Annotated in this window: 15 protein-coding genes; 14 read left to right on the top strand and 1 reads right to left on the bottom strand. The window is 64.5% G+C overall.

The features are described 5' to 3' along the window. Positions 1–34 precede the first annotated feature (34 nt). The 5 genes from ACU8YE_RS04505 (at position 35) to ACU8YE_RS04485 (ending at position 2,883) form a co-directional block, all read left to right on the top strand. Entirely contained in the window at positions 35–301 is a 267-nt protein-coding gene (locus ACU8YE_RS04505) for a BufA1 family periplasmic bufferin-type metallophore (RefSeq protein WP_260801628.1), read from the top strand. 22 nt (positions 302–323) lie between these two features. Further along, positions 324–1,193: an MNIO family bufferin maturase gene (bufB, locus tag ACU8YE_RS04500; RefSeq protein WP_446928178.1), complete on the top strand. Its 870-nt coding sequence runs from the start codon at positions 324–326 to the stop codon at positions 1,191–1,193. Beyond that, a complete protein-coding gene (locus tag ACU8YE_RS04495) occupies positions 1,180–1,938 on the top strand; it encodes an HvfC/BufC family peptide modification chaperone (protein ID WP_446928177.1) in 759 nt (252 codons plus the stop codon). Before bufB ends, ACU8YE_RS04495 begins: the two co-directional genes overlap by 14 nt. Then, positions 1,935–2,405, top strand: a complete 471-nt coding sequence (locus tag ACU8YE_RS04490) for a DoxX family protein (RefSeq protein WP_322018846.1) — start codon at positions 1,935–1,937, stop codon at positions 2,403–2,405. Before ACU8YE_RS04495 ends, ACU8YE_RS04490 begins: the two co-directional genes overlap by 4 nt. Before the next feature lie 61 nt (positions 2,406–2,466). After that, positions 2,467–2,883, top strand: coding sequence for a BON domain-containing protein (locus ACU8YE_RS04485; RefSeq protein WP_260801625.1), 417 nt, complete (start codon positions 2,467–2,469; stop codon positions 2,881–2,883). A gap of 13 nt (positions 2,884–2,896) precedes the next feature. Here ACU8YE_RS04485 and ACU8YE_RS04480 read toward each other — a convergent pair whose 3' ends face one another. Continuing rightward, the gene (locus ACU8YE_RS04480) at positions 2,897–3,319 is read right to left on the bottom strand and encodes a hypothetical protein (RefSeq protein ID WP_446928176.1); all 423 of its coding nucleotides are present in this window, start codon (positions 3,317–3,319) and stop codon (positions 2,897–2,899) included. Between the two features lie 97 nt (positions 3,320–3,416). Here ACU8YE_RS04480 and ACU8YE_RS04475 point away from each other — a divergent pair, with 97 nt between their 5' ends. The 9 genes from ACU8YE_RS04475 (at position 3,417) to fdhD (ending at position 15,529) form a co-directional block, all read left to right on the top strand. Continuing rightward, the gene (locus ACU8YE_RS04475) at positions 3,417–3,818 is read left to right on the top strand and encodes a MerR family transcriptional regulator (RefSeq protein ID WP_446928175.1); all 402 of its coding nucleotides are present in this window, start codon (positions 3,417–3,419) and stop codon (positions 3,816–3,818) included. Positions 3,819–3,972: 154 nt separating this feature from the next. Beyond that, a complete protein-coding gene (locus ACU8YE_RS04470) occupies positions 3,973–5,343 on the top strand; it encodes a TolC family protein (RefSeq protein ID WP_446928174.1) in 1,371 nt (456 codons plus the stop codon). A gap of 4 nt (positions 5,344–5,347) precedes the next feature. Further along, positions 5,348–6,493, top strand: coding sequence for an efflux RND transporter periplasmic adaptor subunit (locus ACU8YE_RS04465; RefSeq protein WP_446928173.1), 1,146 nt, complete (start codon positions 5,348–5,350; stop codon positions 6,491–6,493). A gap of 2 nt (positions 6,494–6,495) precedes the next feature. Continuing rightward, on the top strand, positions 6,496–9,591 hold the full coding sequence (locus ACU8YE_RS04460) for an efflux RND transporter permease subunit (protein ID WP_446928172.1): 3,096 nt from the start codon (positions 6,496–6,498) through the stop codon (positions 9,589–9,591). 90 nt (positions 9,592–9,681) lie between these two features. After that, the gene (locus ACU8YE_RS04455) at positions 9,682–10,158 is read left to right on the top strand and encodes an Hpt domain-containing protein (RefSeq protein ID WP_232039675.1); all 477 of its coding nucleotides are present in this window, start codon (positions 9,682–9,684) and stop codon (positions 10,156–10,158) included. A 290-nt stretch (positions 10,159–10,448) separates the two neighbouring features. After that, positions 10,449–12,104 carry an OFA family MFS transporter gene (locus ACU8YE_RS04450; RefSeq protein ID WP_316879530.1) on the top strand — a complete coding sequence of 552 codons (1,656 nt, stop codon included), beginning with the start codon at positions 10,449–10,451 and terminating at the stop codon, positions 12,102–12,104. A 28-nt stretch (positions 12,105–12,132) separates the two neighbouring features. After that, the gene (locus tag ACU8YE_RS04445) at positions 12,133–14,472 is read left to right on the top strand and encodes an FdhF/YdeP family oxidoreductase (RefSeq protein WP_446928171.1); all 2,340 of its coding nucleotides are present in this window, start codon (positions 12,133–12,135) and stop codon (positions 14,470–14,472) included. Further along, positions 14,472–14,717 (top strand): MarR family transcriptional regulator, encoded by a 246-nt coding sequence (locus tag ACU8YE_RS04440; protein ID WP_232039678.1) that lies wholly within the window; start codon positions 14,472–14,474, stop codon positions 14,715–14,717. Before ACU8YE_RS04445 ends, ACU8YE_RS04440 begins: the two co-directional genes overlap by 1 nt. Next, the gene (gene fdhD / locus ACU8YE_RS04435) at positions 14,714–15,529 is read left to right on the top strand and encodes a formate dehydrogenase accessory sulfurtransferase FdhD (protein ID WP_446928170.1); all 816 of its coding nucleotides are present in this window, start codon (positions 14,714–14,716) and stop codon (positions 15,527–15,529) included. Before ACU8YE_RS04440 ends, fdhD begins: the two co-directional genes overlap by 4 nt. The last annotated feature ends 4 nt before the right edge of the window (positions 15,530–15,533 follow it).

Below are 15,533 nucleotides of genomic sequence, written 5' to 3'. Positions count from 1 at the left end.
TTCAACGACACCCGCTCACTCAAGGAGAACACAAATGAAACAACACGCCATGATCGCCGCCGCTCTGGGTAGCCTGCTCGCACTGGGCGCACTGTCGACACCGGTGCAAGCCGCCGATGCCGCCGGCAAGGAAAAGTGCTACGGCGTTGCGAAGGCCGGCCAGAACGATTGCGCCAGCCCCGGCAGTGCGCATGCCTGCGCGGGCCAGTCGAAGATCGACAAGGATCCGACCTCGTGGAAGTACGTGCCGGCCGGCACCTGCGCCCAGATGGGCGGCATGATGCAGGCCCCGTCCAAGTAACGCGCGACGCCGGGTGACCGCCATGCAGAACGCTCTGCCAACCTGCGCCGGCGCAGGCCTGCGCGCACCGCACTTTCCTGCCCTGCTACACGGGGAGGCCCGCTTCCCCTGGGTGGAAGTGCACAGCGAGAACTATCTGTATGGCGGCCCCGCCCGCGCGGCGCTGCTGGCCGCCCGAGCGCACCAGCCGGTGAGCCTGCACGGCGTCGGCATGGGGCTTGGCAATGCAGATGGGCTGGACGTCGAACACGTACGCGCCATCGCCACGCTGGCCGATGCCGTGGCGCCCGCCGCCATTTCCGAGCACCTGTGCTTCAACCGCAGCGGTGCGCAGGTCGTCAACGATCTGCTGCCCCTGCCCTATTCCCGCGAATCGCTGGATGTCGTCTGCGCCAACGTCATGCGTGCACAGGACATCCTCAAGCGGCCGCTGCTGATCGAGAACATTGCCGCGTACATCGACTGCCGCGCGCTGGTCGACGCCGACGAGGCCGTCTCCGAAGGCACATTCATGACCGCCCTCGCCCGGCGTACGGGCTGCGGCATCTTGCTGGACCTGAACAACCTGTACGTGAACAGCGTCAACCATGGCGTGACCGTCGAAGCGGTACTCGCCGATATCGACCCTCTGCTGGTCGGCGAGATTCACCTGGCTGGCTTCAGCGAGGAAGACGGCATGCTGATCGACACGCACAGTGCGCCGGTCCATGCACGCGTGTGGGCGCTGTACGACGCATGGATCGCCAAGCACGGCGCACGCCCGACGCTGATCGAATGGGATGCCGAACTGCCTCCCGTGCACGTGTTGCTAGACGAAGCGGCACGCGCCCAGGCAACGCTCGATCGCCACGCCAATGCACCCATGCAGGAGCCACGCCATGCGACTGCCTGACTGGGAAGCCCACCTGATTGGCGCACTGACCAACCCTGCAGGCCACGAAGAAGCGCGCGGTATTGCCATCTACCGCAACGCGCGTCTGGCCATTCTGCGTAGTGCGCTTGCGGGGACGTATCCCGTCTGCCGGGCGCTCGTCGGTGACGACTGCTTTGACGCGCTGGTCCGCGACACGCTAGCCGTGCAGGCGTCTGCATCGCCGAATCTGCATCGCTATGGAAATGCGCTGCCCGAAGTCATTGCGCAATCGCCATTGGCGCACAGCGTGCCGTATCTGGCTGACGTAGCGCGGCTGGAATGGTGCGTGCACTGGGCGCATTACGCTCCCGACGCGCACGTTGAAGCAACGGACGCCACGCTGCTCGCGCAGCCTGCGGACACCATTCGCGCGGGATTGGCCGAGGGGGTGCAGTGGGTGGCTTCGCCATGGCCCATCGTTTCGATCTGGCGCGCACACCAGCCCGGCGCAACCATCTCACTCAACGAAATCGACCTGGGTGTGGGCGAAGCCGCAGCGATTGCCGTACGCGGGCATCGCGTTGCTGTGCTCGATCTGGATGCCCCCACAGCCACGTTCCTCGCAGCTTGTGGCGCGACGCCGTCGCTTCAGACCGCGCTCGAAACCTCGCTGGCTGCGCGACCGGATTTTGATTTGACCGCATGCCTGTCTGGCCTCTATCGCTCGGGGCTGCTCGCCCTGTCTGCACGCCCAACAACTCCGCCTACTGGAGACACGCCATGAACACCCTCGCCACGACCTTTGCCCCGCTTACGCGCATCCGCGCTTCGCTTGACCGGTTCGCCGGGCCGCAAAGCGCGCTCTGCTCGCTCATCCTGTTGATCGCGCGGGCATATCTGTTCTACGTGTTCTTCCGCTCGGGCCTGACCAAGCTGCACGACTGGGACACAACCGTGCTGCTCTTCACCGAGGAATACAAGGTGCCGCTGCTGCCGCCCGCCCTGGCTGCCGCGCTCGGCACGTTTGGCGAACTGGTCTTTCCCTCGTTGATGCTGGCCGGCATCGTGCCGCGGCTCGCGGCGGCGGGGCTGTTCTTCGTCAACGTGGTGGCGGCAATATCCTACTGGGCCAATCTGTCGGCATCGGCCATCGAGTTTCATTTTGTGTGGGGCGTGCTGATTGCGCTCGTGGCGACGGTGGGGCCGGGTTGGCTGGCGGCGCAGACCCTATGGGAGCGCCGCACGCGTTAAGCAGAATGCGCAGGCGACGGGCTTATGATGTTGGCTTGTCGCCCTCTTTTCAGGAGCATCGATGCGCTTCCCTCAGTTGTCCTTCGCTGCCTCGGCCGGTGTGTTGGCTGCAATCGCCGCCGCAACTGTTCTGACTGCCTGCGCGTGGGGCGATAGCCCGAATAGCACCGGCGCGCACATGCTCGACGATTCGCTGCTGACGTACCAAGTCAAGGCAGCGCTGGACCAGGACACGGCGCTCAGCACGCGCCAGATTCGCATCCGCTCCACCCCGGACGGCAAGGTCACGCTGACGGGCTGGGTCGATACCGCCGAAATGGCTCGCCGGGCCGGCGACGACGTCAAACGCTTTGTTGACTCGGCCAAGCTCGACAACCAGCTGCGCGTGCTCTCGCGCATGCAGGTGCTGGGCGGCGGTCCGTTCATCCCCGCCGGCTTGCCGCCCGAGGCACCGGCCAGCGCGCCGGCCGCGCGCTGACGCGTTCAAGCTCTTAAACGGCCTGCGTGCCAATCCGCCGTGGCAAGCGGCCCACGGGCACCGATTGCAGCAGGCCGAAGCCGATCTCCACAATCAGGAACGGCAACACCAGCAGCGTGGCACCCGATGCCAGCGCATAGGCCAGCCACGCCGCAAAGAGGCCGCGCGCCACGGCGTCGTACCGGCCCAGCGCCACACTCGGCTGTCGGATACGCAGCGCCGACCATACGCACACCACCGACCCCATCAGATTGGCCATCAGCAGGTGCTCGGGCCCAAATGCCGGCAAGCTGCCGATGCCTAGCGCATGCGCCAATGCGGTGAGCGCTTGATGCAATAGGGCAAACGTCCACGGCGTGGCAAACGGTGCAGTCACGATCAGGTCATACCAGCCGCTGGCGCGCACAAAGCGCAGGAAGGTCGACTCAGAAACCATGGTGAAACTCCAGGAATGAAGTGAAGGAGCCGCCACGGTAAAGCCTGGTGTACGCTCCAAGGTCAAGCCCTCCGCCGTCTTACCTTTCCAAACAACCATGTCTGCTGCACTCCCCGCTTCCGCTTCCACTGCGCGTACCGGCGACCTTTCCATCGGCGACCTGGCCGCCGCCACCGGCGTCTCGCGGGACGGTCTGCGCTTTTACGAGGCACGCGGCCTGATCCGTGCGCGACGCCGCAGCAACGGTTACCGTGCTTACCCGCCCGAGGCCGTGGAACTGGTGCAATACGTGCGCACGGCGCAGCAACTGGGCTTCACGCTGGCAGAAATTGGCGAAGGGATGACGCAGGTGTGGCAGCAACCCGACATCGATGCCGCCGTTACGGCGCTACTGCGGGAGAAACTTGCCGCCATCGATGTCCGCATCGCCAGCTTGCAGGCCACGCGTGATGCACTTGCTGCCCGCGTCGGGATGCCGTGCCCGCTTGCACCGGACTGAAACCCCGCCATGTCTTGTCATATGACTGTCGCAGACCGGCGCCGCTAGGTGCGTTTTGCGCGTTTCCCACGCCCTGACGGCTTGCCGAGTCGTGAAAGGCGCTTGAAAGTTCGCGTCGGTAAAAACGCTCCCGTCTCAAGGGGAGTCTGCTGCAGTGAAACATCGGGGTGCGTTCCATCCACGGGTGAGGGCCGTGCTGTGCGCGGTGGCTTGCCTGCCATTTGCCGCTGCCTGGGCAGCCACGCCGGCATCGGCACCAGCTGCGGCCAGCATGCCGGTGGCGACCATGCCGCCGATCAAGCCTTCCGTGCCGGGCGTGACAGGCGCCGGGTTCAACCTGGTCGAGCTTCTGCAAGAACTGAAGGGCAACAACCCGCAGTTGATCCAGGCACGCCATAACTACCTGTCGGCCAAGTCGATCCCCCCGCAACTTGCCGCGCCCAATAACTCGCAGCTCGGCTACATCTGGAACAGCATCCCCAAGGGGTTTCCGCTTGCGGTCAACCGCGCGGGCGGCAGCCAGTACAACCTGACGCAGCAGATCCCGTTTCCGGGCAAGAAAGCGCTGGCGGCCGAGATTGCCGATCGTCAGGCCGAATCGCTGAACGCGCAAAACGATGCGCTGTACCTGCAGCTCTATGCGCAGCTTTCCACCACGTATTACCAGGCGATCGCGCTGCAGAAACAGATCGATGTACAGAAGCTGGCAATCACGCGCCTCGAGCAGGTCAAGCAGATCACGCGCGTGCGCTACGCCAACAACGCCGCCGCGTACGCCGACTTCCTCAACGCGCAGGTCATGCAGAGCAGCGCGCAGAACGATCTGTTTGCCGCGCAACGCCAGTACGACAGCACGCTGCAGACCCTCAACACGCTCATCGGCAAGGAGCCGAGCTTCCCGCTCGTGCTGCGAGCCGACGACGAGTCCGTGCACCTGCCGGAAGAGCCGCTGCCCGAGCTGGAAAACCAAGCACTGCGCGAACATCCGTCGATCAAGGCGTCTGCCGACCTGATGGACGCCGCACGCAAGAGCGTGACGCTTGCGCGCAAGGCGTACCTGCCCGATTTCCAGGTCATCGCCACCGTCACGACGGACAACCCGCCGTATGGCGTGCGCCCGAACAGCTACCAGATCGAGCTGGACGTGATCATTCCATTCTGGTTCCTGACCAAAGAGAAGTACGGCGTGAACCAGGCCGTGGAAAGCCAGATTGCCACGGAGGCAAATGACGTGTCGGTGCGTCAGCAGACGTTATTGGCCGTCGATACCGCCTACAACACGCTGCGCCAGACGCTTGCCCAGCTCGACTTCAACAAGCAGCGGCAACTGCCGCAGGCGCTGGCGGCCTATCGCGTGACGATGACCAACTACGCCAGCAACAACGCCGATTTCAACGACCTGCTCACCGCCCAAGGCGCGCTCAAGAACGCCGAACTGTCGGTCGCGCAGGCACAGGCCACGGCCTTGCAGGCCTATCACGCGCTGCTCGCGGCCACGGGTCGCTCGCCGGTTCAAGCTCAATAACATCATGAAGACGTTCTCTCCCGTTGTGGCAGTCATCGCCTTGGCCGCAGCCCTTGCTGTCGGTGTGGTGGTCGGACGCAAGTGGCCTGCCGCCGTGCCGGCCGAGACCGCAAAACCCCCTGCCACCGCATCCGCTCCTGCAGCCACGGCGCGCGCCAAGCCCGACTCCGTGGAAATTCCCGCCGGCGGCTTCGACCCGCAGCAGGTGAAGGTCGCGCAGGTCAGTCAGCTTTCCGTACCGGTGGAGCTGTCCACGCCCGGCAAGCTCGCCTACAACGCCGAGCGCACCAAGCTGGCATCGGCGCGCGTGGCTGGCCGGCTGGACCAGATCCTCCTGTTCGAAGGTGCGCAGGTGCGCGAGGGCCAGCCGATTGCCCAGCTGTACGCACCGGATTTCATCTCCGCACAGAAGGAATACCTGCTGGCGCTGAATACCGCCCGCCAGCTCAAGGGCTCCAACATGAAGGATCTGCAGGACGACGCAGATGCCACCGTGCAGTCGGCAGCGGGCCGCCTGCACGTGTTGGGCATGTCGGATGCCGATGTCGCGCAGGTTGCCAAGCGCGGCACGCCGGCTGAACACCTGACGCTGCGCGCACCCATCTCGGGCACGATCGTCAAGCGCAACATGGACCCGGGCGCCTTCCTGAACGTGGGCGATTCGTTCATGAGCATCGTCGATACGCGCGTGCTGTGGTTCACGGGCAATGTGTATGAGAACGATATTGCGAGCGTGCGCATTGGCCAGCCGATCTCACTGCATACCTCGGCGTATCCGGACCGCGAGTTCACCGGCCGCGTGAGCTTTATCGCCCCGAACATCGACCCGGCAACGCACACGTTGACCGTGCGCTGCGACGTGCCCAACACCGACGGCCTGCTGCGCCCCGAGATGTACGCCACGGCGCGCATTCAGACCGGCAGCGGCCAGGCCACGGTGGTGCCGAAGTCGGCGCTGGTGAAAGACCACGGCAGCTACTTCGTGATCGTCCAGAGCGATGCCACGCACTTCAAGCGTGTGGAAGTGCACGGCAAGGACACCGGCACCGACGGTAACTTTGCTGTGACGGCCGGGCTTGAGGCTTCGTCGCAGGTGGTCGTGCGCGGCGCCGCGCTGCTCAACGAGATGATCGTCAAGGCGGGGGCGTAGGCATGGGCTTCAACCCCATCGCGGGCATTCTCAAGCGGCGGCTGCTGATTGTCTTCCTGGCGATCGCGCTGCTGGTGGCGGGCGTGCTGGCGTTTCGCGAGCTGCCGCTGCAGGCGTATCCGGGCGTGGCGCCGCTGTCGGTGCAGGCCATCACGCAGTGGCCGGGCCGTAGCACAACCGAAGTCGAACAGCAGATCACGATCCCGATCGAGAATGCGCTGGCCGGCGTGCCGGATGTGCAGTCGTTCCGCTCGGTATCGCTGTTCGGGCTGTCGGTGGTCACGCTCAAGTTCAAGGAAGGAACCGACGGCTTCAAGGCGCGGCAGAACTTTGCGCAATACGTGGCGGCAGCCAATTTGCCGACCGGTGTGCAGCCGTCGCTGAGCCCGGACTCTGACGCCACCGGCGAGATCATGCGCTTTCGCCTCGTGGGCGACGGCGTCGACCTCACCACGCTCAAGAGCTACCAGGACTACGACATCACCAAGGAGCTGAAGCACGTGCAGGGCGTGGCCGATGTCAGCTCCTTCGGCGGCAAGGTGAAGGAGTATCACATCGTGCCGTCACCGGCGAAGCTGCAGTCGTACGGCATCACGCTGTCGCAGCTCATCACGGCCATCGGCAACGCCAACAACAACACCGGCGGCAACCTGCTGCGCGACGGAGAGCAACAGTTCGTCGTGCGCGGCGTGGGCCTGCTGCAGACGGTGGACGACATCCGCAACGTGGTGGTGGCCGCCAACAACGGCGTGCCGGTGCGTGTGCGCGACATTGCCGAGGTGGAAATCGGCAACGTGCAGCGCCTGGGCCAGGTGCAATACAACGACCAGCCCGACGTGGTCGAAGGCATCGTGCTGCTCAAGCGCGACGCCAACGCCAGCGAGGTGCTGGCCAAGGTGCGCGAAAAGGTCACGGAGCTGAACAACGGCATCTTGCCCAAGAGCGTTCAGATCAAGCCGTTCTACGACCGCCAGGTGCTGCTCGACATCACCATGGGCACGGTCGAACACACGCTGGTGGTGGGCATCTCGCTGGTGCTGGCGGTGCTGTTCGTCTTCCTGGGCAATTTCCGTGCTGCGGCCGTGGTGGCGGCGGTGATTCCGCTGGCGCTGTGCGTGTCGTTCATCAGCATGGAGCACTTCCATGTGCCGGCCAATTTGATCTCGCTTGGGGCAATCGACTTTGGGGTGATTGTCGATGCGGCCGTGATCGTGATGGAAAACATCATGCGGCACCTGGAAGAAGGCGCCGAGAAGCTGGACGACGCCATCGTCAAGGCGACCAGCGAAGTGCAGCGCGCGATGATCTTTTCCACGGGCATCATCATCGTGGCGTATTCGCCGCTGTTCTTCATCGGCGGCGTGGAAGGCATCATCTTCAAGCCGATGGCATTCACAATGGGCTTCGCCTTGATGGCGTCGATCGTGCTGAGCCTGACCTTCGTACCGGCCACCACCTCCTTCGTGTTCGGCAAGACGCTGCATCCGCATTCGCCGGCGTTTATTACGGCGATTCTGCGCTGGTACAAACCGCTGCTGCGCAAGCTGATTGCGCGCCCGATGGCCGTCTTTGCCACGGCCATCACGGCGCTCCTGCTGACGTTGTATAGCGCCACGTTCCTCGGCACGGAGTTCCTCCCCACGCTGGAAGAAAACAACCTGTGGCTGCGCATTACGTTGCCCAACACGGTCGACCTCGATTACTCATCTTCAGTGGCCAACGACCTGCGCGCGTACTTCGTCAAGCAGCCGGAAATCAACCAGGTTTCGGTGCAGATCGGCCGCCCCGATGACGGCACCGATTCCACCGGCGTGTTCAACGAGGAGTACGGCCTGTACTTCGCGCCGCCCGACCAATGGCCCGCCGGCATGACGAAGGCGAAGCTGGTCGAGCGGCTTTCCAAGCGTCTGGAGAAGATTCCGGGCATCGAATTCAACTTCTCGCAATACATCCAGGACAACGTGGATGAAGCGCTCTCGGGCGTGAAGGGCGAGAACTCGGTCAAGCTGTTCGGCAACGACCTCAACGTGCTCGAAGCCAAGGCCAACGAAATCCAGGCGCAGCTCAAGAAGGTGCCGGGGCTGGTGGACGTGGGCATCTTCCGCGAACTGGGCCAGCCGACGCTGAACGTTTCGATCGACCGCCAGGCGGCTGCGCGCTTCAACATCAACGTGAGCGATGTGCAGAACCTCGTGCAATACGCCATTGGCGGCGCGCCGGTCACGCAGATCCTGGAGGGCGAGAAATCGTTCGGCCTGGCGGTGCGCCTGAACCAGCAGGCACGTGCGTCGTACGACGCCATCCGCGAGTTGCTGATCGATACGCCCGATGGCCAGCACATTCCGCTGTCGATGATCGCCAAGGTGGAAATGACCGATGGCCCGTTCTTCATCTACCGCGAACTCGGCAAGCGCTACATCGCCATCAAGTTCGGCGTGCGCGGCCGTGATCTGGGCAGCGCCGTGGACGAAGCGCAGCGTGTGGTGGGCGACAGCGTGCAACTGCCCGAGGGCTACACCGTCAAGTGGGACGGCCAGTTCAACGAGATGAAGGTCGCCCAGAGCAAGCTGATGGTGATCGTGCCGTTGACGATTCTCGTGATCTTCCTGCTGCTGTACAGCACGTTCGGCAACTTCAAGGACGCGCTGATGGTGGTGCTGAATGTGCCGTTTGCCGCCATCGGCGGGCTGCTGGCGCTGCATATCGCACACGAAACGTTGTCGATTTCAGCGGGGATTGGCTTCCTGTCGTTGTTCGGGATTGCCATCCAGGACGGGGTGATCCTGATCTCGTACGTCAATCGGTTGGCGCAATCGGACAACGTGCGGGAAGCCACCGTGGACGGGGCCGCGCTGCGCCTGCGCCCGGTCATCATGACGGCCATGCTGGCGGGGCTGGGTCTGTTGCCAGCGGCGCTGTCGCACAGCATCGGCTCGGAAGCGCAGCGCCCGCTGGCGCTGGTGATCGTCGGCGGCATGGTCACCACGACGATTCTCACGCTACTGGTGCTGCCGGTGGTCTTCACGTGGGCGCACCGTCATCGCCGGCCGCCCTCGCGCGATTCGGACGTGAATCCGACAGCGGCCATGCTGCCTTAAGCCGCGTGCGCTGAAAGCACAACGGGCGCATCGCTTTGCCGGCGATGCGCCCGTTTTCATTTGGGCTCACACCAGAATCGGACCAATCTCATGGTGACGCGTAGCCGAGGCGAGCAGAGTGCGCCTCTGGTTCTCATCGCACGCATCGCCACCATGCTCCCCACGCCCAACGTATCCCCCAGCGTCGCCGCCCAGTTTCCGCCGCAGGTCGTCGCCACACTTATCGAGCTGTTTGGCAATGATCTGCAGCAATGGCGTTTTATCGTCGATCTATTTTGCGAGACGGCAGAACAGGATCTCGCCAACCTGGCGGACGCCATCCGCAGCGGCGAAGACGCGCAGATCGTTGAAGCGGCGCATCGCATCGTCGGTTCCGCGCGCATGCTGGGGCATCAGCCGATTGGCGATGCTGCCCGCCGCATCGAGCGCGCTGCGCAAAGCATCGGGCCCTATCAGCAGCGTGCGCAAGAAATGCAATCCGCCCTCTCCTGCCTGCGCGCCTTGGCCGATGAATTCCGCCGGCAGGCCAATGCCTGCGCCTGGCCAAACGCGGCGGTAGCGGGCTAACGTCGCGCCATACTCCGCAAGCCATCGACTGCGGAGCAGCGTCACCCTTGGCCTAATCAATTTATGTTTTATGAAACATAAATTAATTGATTAGGCTACAAATTGCGTGATTCGCAATACAACGGGTGATTACAACTATTGATCTAGAGCAGGCTGCCCCACTATCTTTCGCGGGCAACGTCGGCGCACTCCAACTGCAGCCGCCTGGCACGCGCCGGCCATGACCGGCACGGCCGCACCGTTTCACCACGTACGTCACAACACGGGCTCAACTTATCCGGGGGGATTCGATGTCCGAAGCAGTCCTGCATCCATTTTTCTCGCGCGAGCGCACCGTCGCCGCGGTTGGTTTCAACCGCTGGCTGGTTCCGCCTGCCGCGCTGGCCATCCATCTGTGCATTGGCATGGCCTACGGTTTCTCCGTCTTCTGGCTGCCGCTTGGCCGCGCACTGGGCATCACCAAGCCGCTCACCTGCGGCGCCGATGTCTCGCTGATCGCCGAGCTGTTCACCACCACCTGTGATTGGCGCGTGTCCAGCCTGGGCTGGATGTTCACGCTGTTCTTCGTTTTCCTGGGCGCATCCGCAGCCATGTGGGGCGGCTGGCTCGAGCGCGTCGGCCCGCGCAAGGCTGGCGTCGTGTCGGCCGTGTGCTGGTGCGGCGGCTTGCTGATTTCCGCGCTTGGCATCCAGATGCACCAACTGTGGCTGCTGTGGGTGGGCTCTGGCGTGATCGGCGGCATCGGCCTGGGGCTGGGCTACATCTCGCCCGTGTCGACGCTCATCAAATGGTTTCCGGACAAGCGCGGCATGGCCACCGGCATGGCCATCATGGGCTTTGGCGGCGGCGCAATGATTGGGGCTCCGCTGGCTGACCGCCTGATGAAGATGTTTGCCACGCCCGAATCGGTCGGCGTGTCGCAAACGTTTATCGTGCTGGCCGGCATCTACTTCGTGTTCATGATGGCTGGCGCGCTGGGTTACCGCGTGCCGCCCACGGGCTGGAAACCCGCCGGCTGGACGCCCTCGCCTGCCAAGGCGAAGGACACGATGGTCACGCAACGCCACGTGCACGCAAACGAAGCGCTGAAGACGCCACAGTTCTGGCTGATCTGGGCCGTGCTGTGCCTGAACGTTTCGGCCGGTATCGGCGTGCTCGGCATGGCCTCGCCGCTGCTGCAGGAAGTGTTTGGCGGCAAGCTGCTGGGCGTGACGACGTCGTTCATGGACCTGACCGCCGCGCAAAAGGGCCAGATTGCGGCCATCGCTGCGGGCTTCACGGGTCTGCTGAGCCTGTTCAACATCGGCGGCCGTTTCTTCTGGGCATCGCTGTCGGACCGCCTGGGTCGCAAGATGACGTACGCCGTTTTCTTCGTGCTCGGCTTCGTGCTGTACGCCTCGATTCCGTGGACGTCGCACACGGGCAATATCGCCCTGTTCGCACTGGCCTTCTGCGTGATCCTGTCGATGTACGGCGGCGGTTTTGCGACTGTGCCGGCGTATCTGGCTGACATGTTCGGCACGCAGATGGTGGGCGCCATCCACGGCCGCCTGCTCACGGCATGGTCGACGGCAGGCATTCTGGGCCCCGTGCTGGTGAACTACCTGCGCGAATACCAGATCGCTCATGGCGTGGAACGCGCAGCCGTGTACGACATCACGATGATGATCCTGGCCGGCCTGCTGATCCTGGGCTTCATCTGCAACCTGCTGGTGCGCCCCGTCAACGCGAAGCACTTTATGACGGAAGCGCAACTCGACGAGCAACGTCACGCTGCGGCAACCAAGAGCCCAACCCCGTCGGTGGCCTCGCCGGAAACGTCACTGGAATGGAAAGCGCATCCAGGCTCTGCCGTGGCCGTGGTACTGGCCTGGGCCGCAGTGGGCCTGCCGTTGGGCTGGGGGGTTTGGATTACACTCCAAAAAGCTGCCGTTCTGTTCTCCTGATACGTGATTTAAAGCCGCCCCGCCACCCATGAAGCACCAGAAAATCGAGTTCTACCGTCATCCGGCCGGTGGCTGGGGCGCGCTCAAGAGCGTTGCACATCAATTGCTGTCTCAGGGCATCGCGGCCAAGGGCGCCAAGACGATGCTGTCGGCCAACCAGCCCGACGGCTTCGACTGCCCCGGTTGCGCCTGGCCTGATCGCGACCACGCATCTACCTTCGAGTTCTGCGAAAACGGCGTCAAAGCCGTGGCTGCAGAAGCCACTTCCCGTCGCACTACGCCAGAGTTCTTCGCTCAGCACACCGTGCGCGAACTGGCCGAGTGGTCCGACTACGCGCTGGAAGATCAGGGGCGCCTCACGCACCCGATGGTCTACGACGCGGCCAGCGACAAGTACATCCCGATCGAATGGGACGCGGCCTTTGCGCTGATCGCGCAGCACCTGCGCGCGCTGCCCGATCCGAACCAGGCGATCTTCTACACCTCCGGCCGCACCAGCAATGAGGCGGCCTTCCTCTACCAGTTGTTCGTGCGCGCATACGGCACGAACAATTTCCCCGACTGCTCCAACATGTGCCACGAGCCCTCCGGCACGGGCATGCGGGGCAGCATCGGCGTCGGCAAGGGCACCGTCACGCTCGACGATTTCACCAAGGCCGATGCCATCTTCATCTTTGGCCAGAACCCGGGGACAAACCACCCGCGCATGCTCGGTGAGCTGCGCGAGGCGTCCAAACGCGGCGCCAAGATTGTTTCGTTCAACCCGCTGCGCGAGCGCGGGCTAGAGCGCTTTGCCGATCCGCAAAGCAAGATCGAGATGCTGACGCTGGGCTCCACGCGCATCAGCACCGAATACCACCAGGTGCGCATCGGCGGCGACCTGGCCACCGTCAAGGGCATCATCAAGCACGTGATTGAGCGTGACGACGTGGCACGCAGCCGCGGCGAACCTGTCGTCATCGACCACGCCTTCATCGCCCAGCACACCGGCGGCTACGACGCCTTCGCCGCCGACGTGCGCGCCGAATCGTGGGCCACCATCGAAGCCGAATCGGGCCTGCCGGAACACGAAATCCGCCAGGCCGGCGATACCTACATCCAGGCCGGCAGCGTCATTGCCTGCTGGGGCATGGGCATCACGCAACACAAACATTCGGTCGCGACGATCCAGATGATCGTCAACCTGCTGCTCCTGCGCGGCAACATCGGGCGCCCAGGAGCCGGTGCGTGCCCGGTGCGCGGCCACAGCAATGTGCAGGGCGATCGCACGATGGGCATCTACGAGAAGCCCGCCCCGGCGTTCCTGGATCGGCTGGAACAGGTCTTCGGCATTCAAGTGCCGCGTGAACATGGCTACGACACCGTCGGCGCCATTGAGGCGATGCAGCAAGGCGCCGCACGCGTGTTCTTCGCCATGGGCGGCAACTTTGCGGCAGCCACGCCGGACACGGCTGCCACGTGGGCGGGCCTGCGCCAGTGCGACCTGACCGTGCACGTGACCACCAAGCTCAACCGCAGCCACATCGTGCACGGCAAGGCGGCACTGATCCTGCCGTGCCTGGGCCGCACTGAGGTCGACCAACAGGCCGGCGGCACGCAAGGCGTGACCGTGGAAGATTCGATGAGCATGGTGCACATGTCGGCGGGCATCAATCCGCCGGCCTCGCCGCATCTGCTGTCGGAGCCGGCCATCGTGGCGCGGCTGGCCGAGGCGACGCTGCCCGAAAGCACGATCCCGTGGCGCTGGCTGGTGGAAGACTACGACCGCATCCGCGAACGCATCGAAGCCGTGTTCGACGACTTTGCCGGCTTCAACGAGAAGATTCGCGTGCCGGGCGGCTTCCGCCTGCGCAACACCGCATCGGAACGCGTCTGGAGCACGCCGTCGGGCAAGGCGGAATTCCACGCGCATGCCGTGCCGACCGACACGCCGGTCCACCGCGCCCGCGAGCGCCACACCGACGCCACCGTCTTTACGCTCGCCACGGTGCGCTCGCACGATCAATACAACACCACGATCTACGGCATGGACGACCGCTATCGCGGCGTGTTCGGCCAGCGCCGCGTGGTGTTCATCAACAAGGAAGACCTGCACACGATCGGCATGAAAGACGGCGAGTGGGTCGACATGGTGACGCTGTCAGACGACGGCACCACGCGCCGCGCCGATGGCTTCCGCCTCGTGGCGTACGACATTCCACGCGGCTGCCTGGCGGCGTATTACCCCGAGACCAATCCGTTGGTGCCGCTGTCTTCCGTGGCCGACCAGGCCCGCACGCCGACGTCCAAGTCGATTCCGGTGATGCTGGTCCCGAGCCAAGTCCAACGCACCGCCGAGTCCCAAGCGGCCACCACGGCAGAAGCCTGATGTCGACCGAGCCGGCGTGGTCTGCGCTGCAACTGGCGCTGCTGGCCGCATTGCGCGACACCGACGCCGGCAAACCGGTGTCGCTGCCCTGGCTGACCAAGCGCGTGGGCGAGCGTGCCAGCACAGTCCTGCGCGCGCTGCATCCGCTGGCTGATGCCGGGCTGCTGCGCGTTGCCATGGACGACACCCGCTGGCTTATCGTGCTGCTCGACGCCGGCCGCGTTCTGCCCCATTTCACTGCATGACTTTTCTGCCCCGCCACCCCGCCGGCTTGCCCGTCGTTTCGACCATCGCGACGAAACGCACGCGCACCGGCAACCAAGAAGACGCCTCCACCGCTGTCGCCGATGAAGCCCCGGTGGCGCTGGTCTTCAACGGCATCACGCATGCGGTGATGATGGCGTCGCCAGCCGACCTGGAAGACTTTGCACTGGGTTTCGCGCTGTCCGAAGGCATCATCGACAGTCGCGCCGATTGGCGTGGCGCAGATGTGGAAACGCACCCGCATGGGCTTGAAGTGCATGCGGAAATCGCTTCGCATTGCTTCGTGCGGCTGAAGGAACGCCGCCGCGCTCTGGCCGGCCCGACCGGCTGCGGCCTGTGTGGCATTGAAAGCCTGCAGACCTTTGAAGACGCGCCGACCCCGCTAGTGCCGCCCACGTGGATGGCGGCATTGACCGACGCACAAGTGCTGGATGCCATGCACGCGATGACGGCGCAACAGCCGGCCAACGCGCTCACCGGTGGCTTGCATGCCGCGGGCTGGATACCTGCAGACGGCAGCACACCGCTGCACGTGCTGGAAGACGTGGGCCGTCACAACGCGCTGGACAAGCTGATCGGGCGGCTGGCCCGGCTCGGCATCCGCCCTGCAGACGGGTTCATCGTCATGACAAGCCGCGCGAGCTTCGAACTGGCGCGCAAGTGCGTGCAGGTCCGGGTGCCGCTGCTGGCGACAATCTCCGCGCCGTCCTCGCTGGCGATTCGCCACGCCAAGGCCGGACAGCTGACGCTGCTGGCGTTCTGCCGGGGTGATGGCGTGACGCGGTTTGCGTAGCGCA

Source organism: Ralstonia sp. VS2407, assembly GCF_052950655.1.
Note: the sequence above shows the minus strand (reverse complement) of the source record. Positions and strands in the feature narration are given on the sequence as shown.

What these genes read in the sequence shown, in the direction of transcription:
- ACU8YE_RS04505 (WP_260801628.1), top strand. Translation starts at nt 35, where the DNA reads ATGAAACAACACGCCATGATCGCCGCCGCTCTGGGTAGCCTGCTCGCA.
- bufB (WP_446928178.1), top strand. Translation starts at nt 324, where the DNA reads ATGCAGAACGCTCTGCCAACCTGCGCCGGCGCAGGCCTGCGCGCACCG.
- ACU8YE_RS04495 (WP_446928177.1), top strand. Translation starts at nt 1,180, where the DNA reads ATGCGACTGCCTGACTGGGAAGCCCACCTGATTGGCGCACTGACCAAC.
- ACU8YE_RS04490 (WP_322018846.1), top strand. Translation starts at nt 1,935, where the DNA reads ATGAACACCCTCGCCACGACCTTTGCCCCGCTTACGCGCATCCGCGCT.
- ACU8YE_RS04485 (WP_260801625.1), top strand. Translation starts at nt 2,467, where the DNA reads ATGCGCTTCCCTCAGTTGTCCTTCGCTGCCTCGGCCGGTGTGTTGGCT.
- ACU8YE_RS04480 (WP_446928176.1), bottom strand. Translation starts at nt 3,319, where the DNA reads ATGGTTTCTGAGTCGACCTTCCTGCGCTTTGTGCGCGCCAGCGGCTGG.
- ACU8YE_RS04475 (WP_446928175.1), top strand. Translation starts at nt 3,417, where the DNA reads ATGTCTGCTGCACTCCCCGCTTCCGCTTCCACTGCGCGTACCGGCGAC.
- ACU8YE_RS04465 (WP_446928173.1), top strand. Translation starts at nt 5,348, where the DNA reads ATGAAGACGTTCTCTCCCGTTGTGGCAGTCATCGCCTTGGCCGCAGCC.
- ACU8YE_RS04460 (WP_446928172.1), top strand. Translation starts at nt 6,496, where the DNA reads ATGGGCTTCAACCCCATCGCGGGCATTCTCAAGCGGCGGCTGCTGATT.
- ACU8YE_RS04455 (WP_232039675.1), top strand. Translation starts at nt 9,682, where the DNA reads ATGGTGACGCGTAGCCGAGGCGAGCAGAGTGCGCCTCTGGTTCTCATC.
- ACU8YE_RS04450 (WP_316879530.1), top strand. Translation starts at nt 10,449, where the DNA reads ATGTCCGAAGCAGTCCTGCATCCATTTTTCTCGCGCGAGCGCACCGTC.
- ACU8YE_RS04445 (WP_446928171.1), top strand. Translation starts at nt 12,133, where the DNA reads ATGAAGCACCAGAAAATCGAGTTCTACCGTCATCCGGCCGGTGGCTGG.
- ACU8YE_RS04440 (WP_232039678.1), top strand. Translation starts at nt 14,472, where the DNA reads ATGTCGACCGAGCCGGCGTGGTCTGCGCTGCAACTGGCGCTGCTGGCC.
- fdhD (WP_446928170.1), top strand. Translation starts at nt 14,714, where the DNA reads ATGACTTTTCTGCCCCGCCACCCCGCCGGCTTGCCCGTCGTTTCGACC.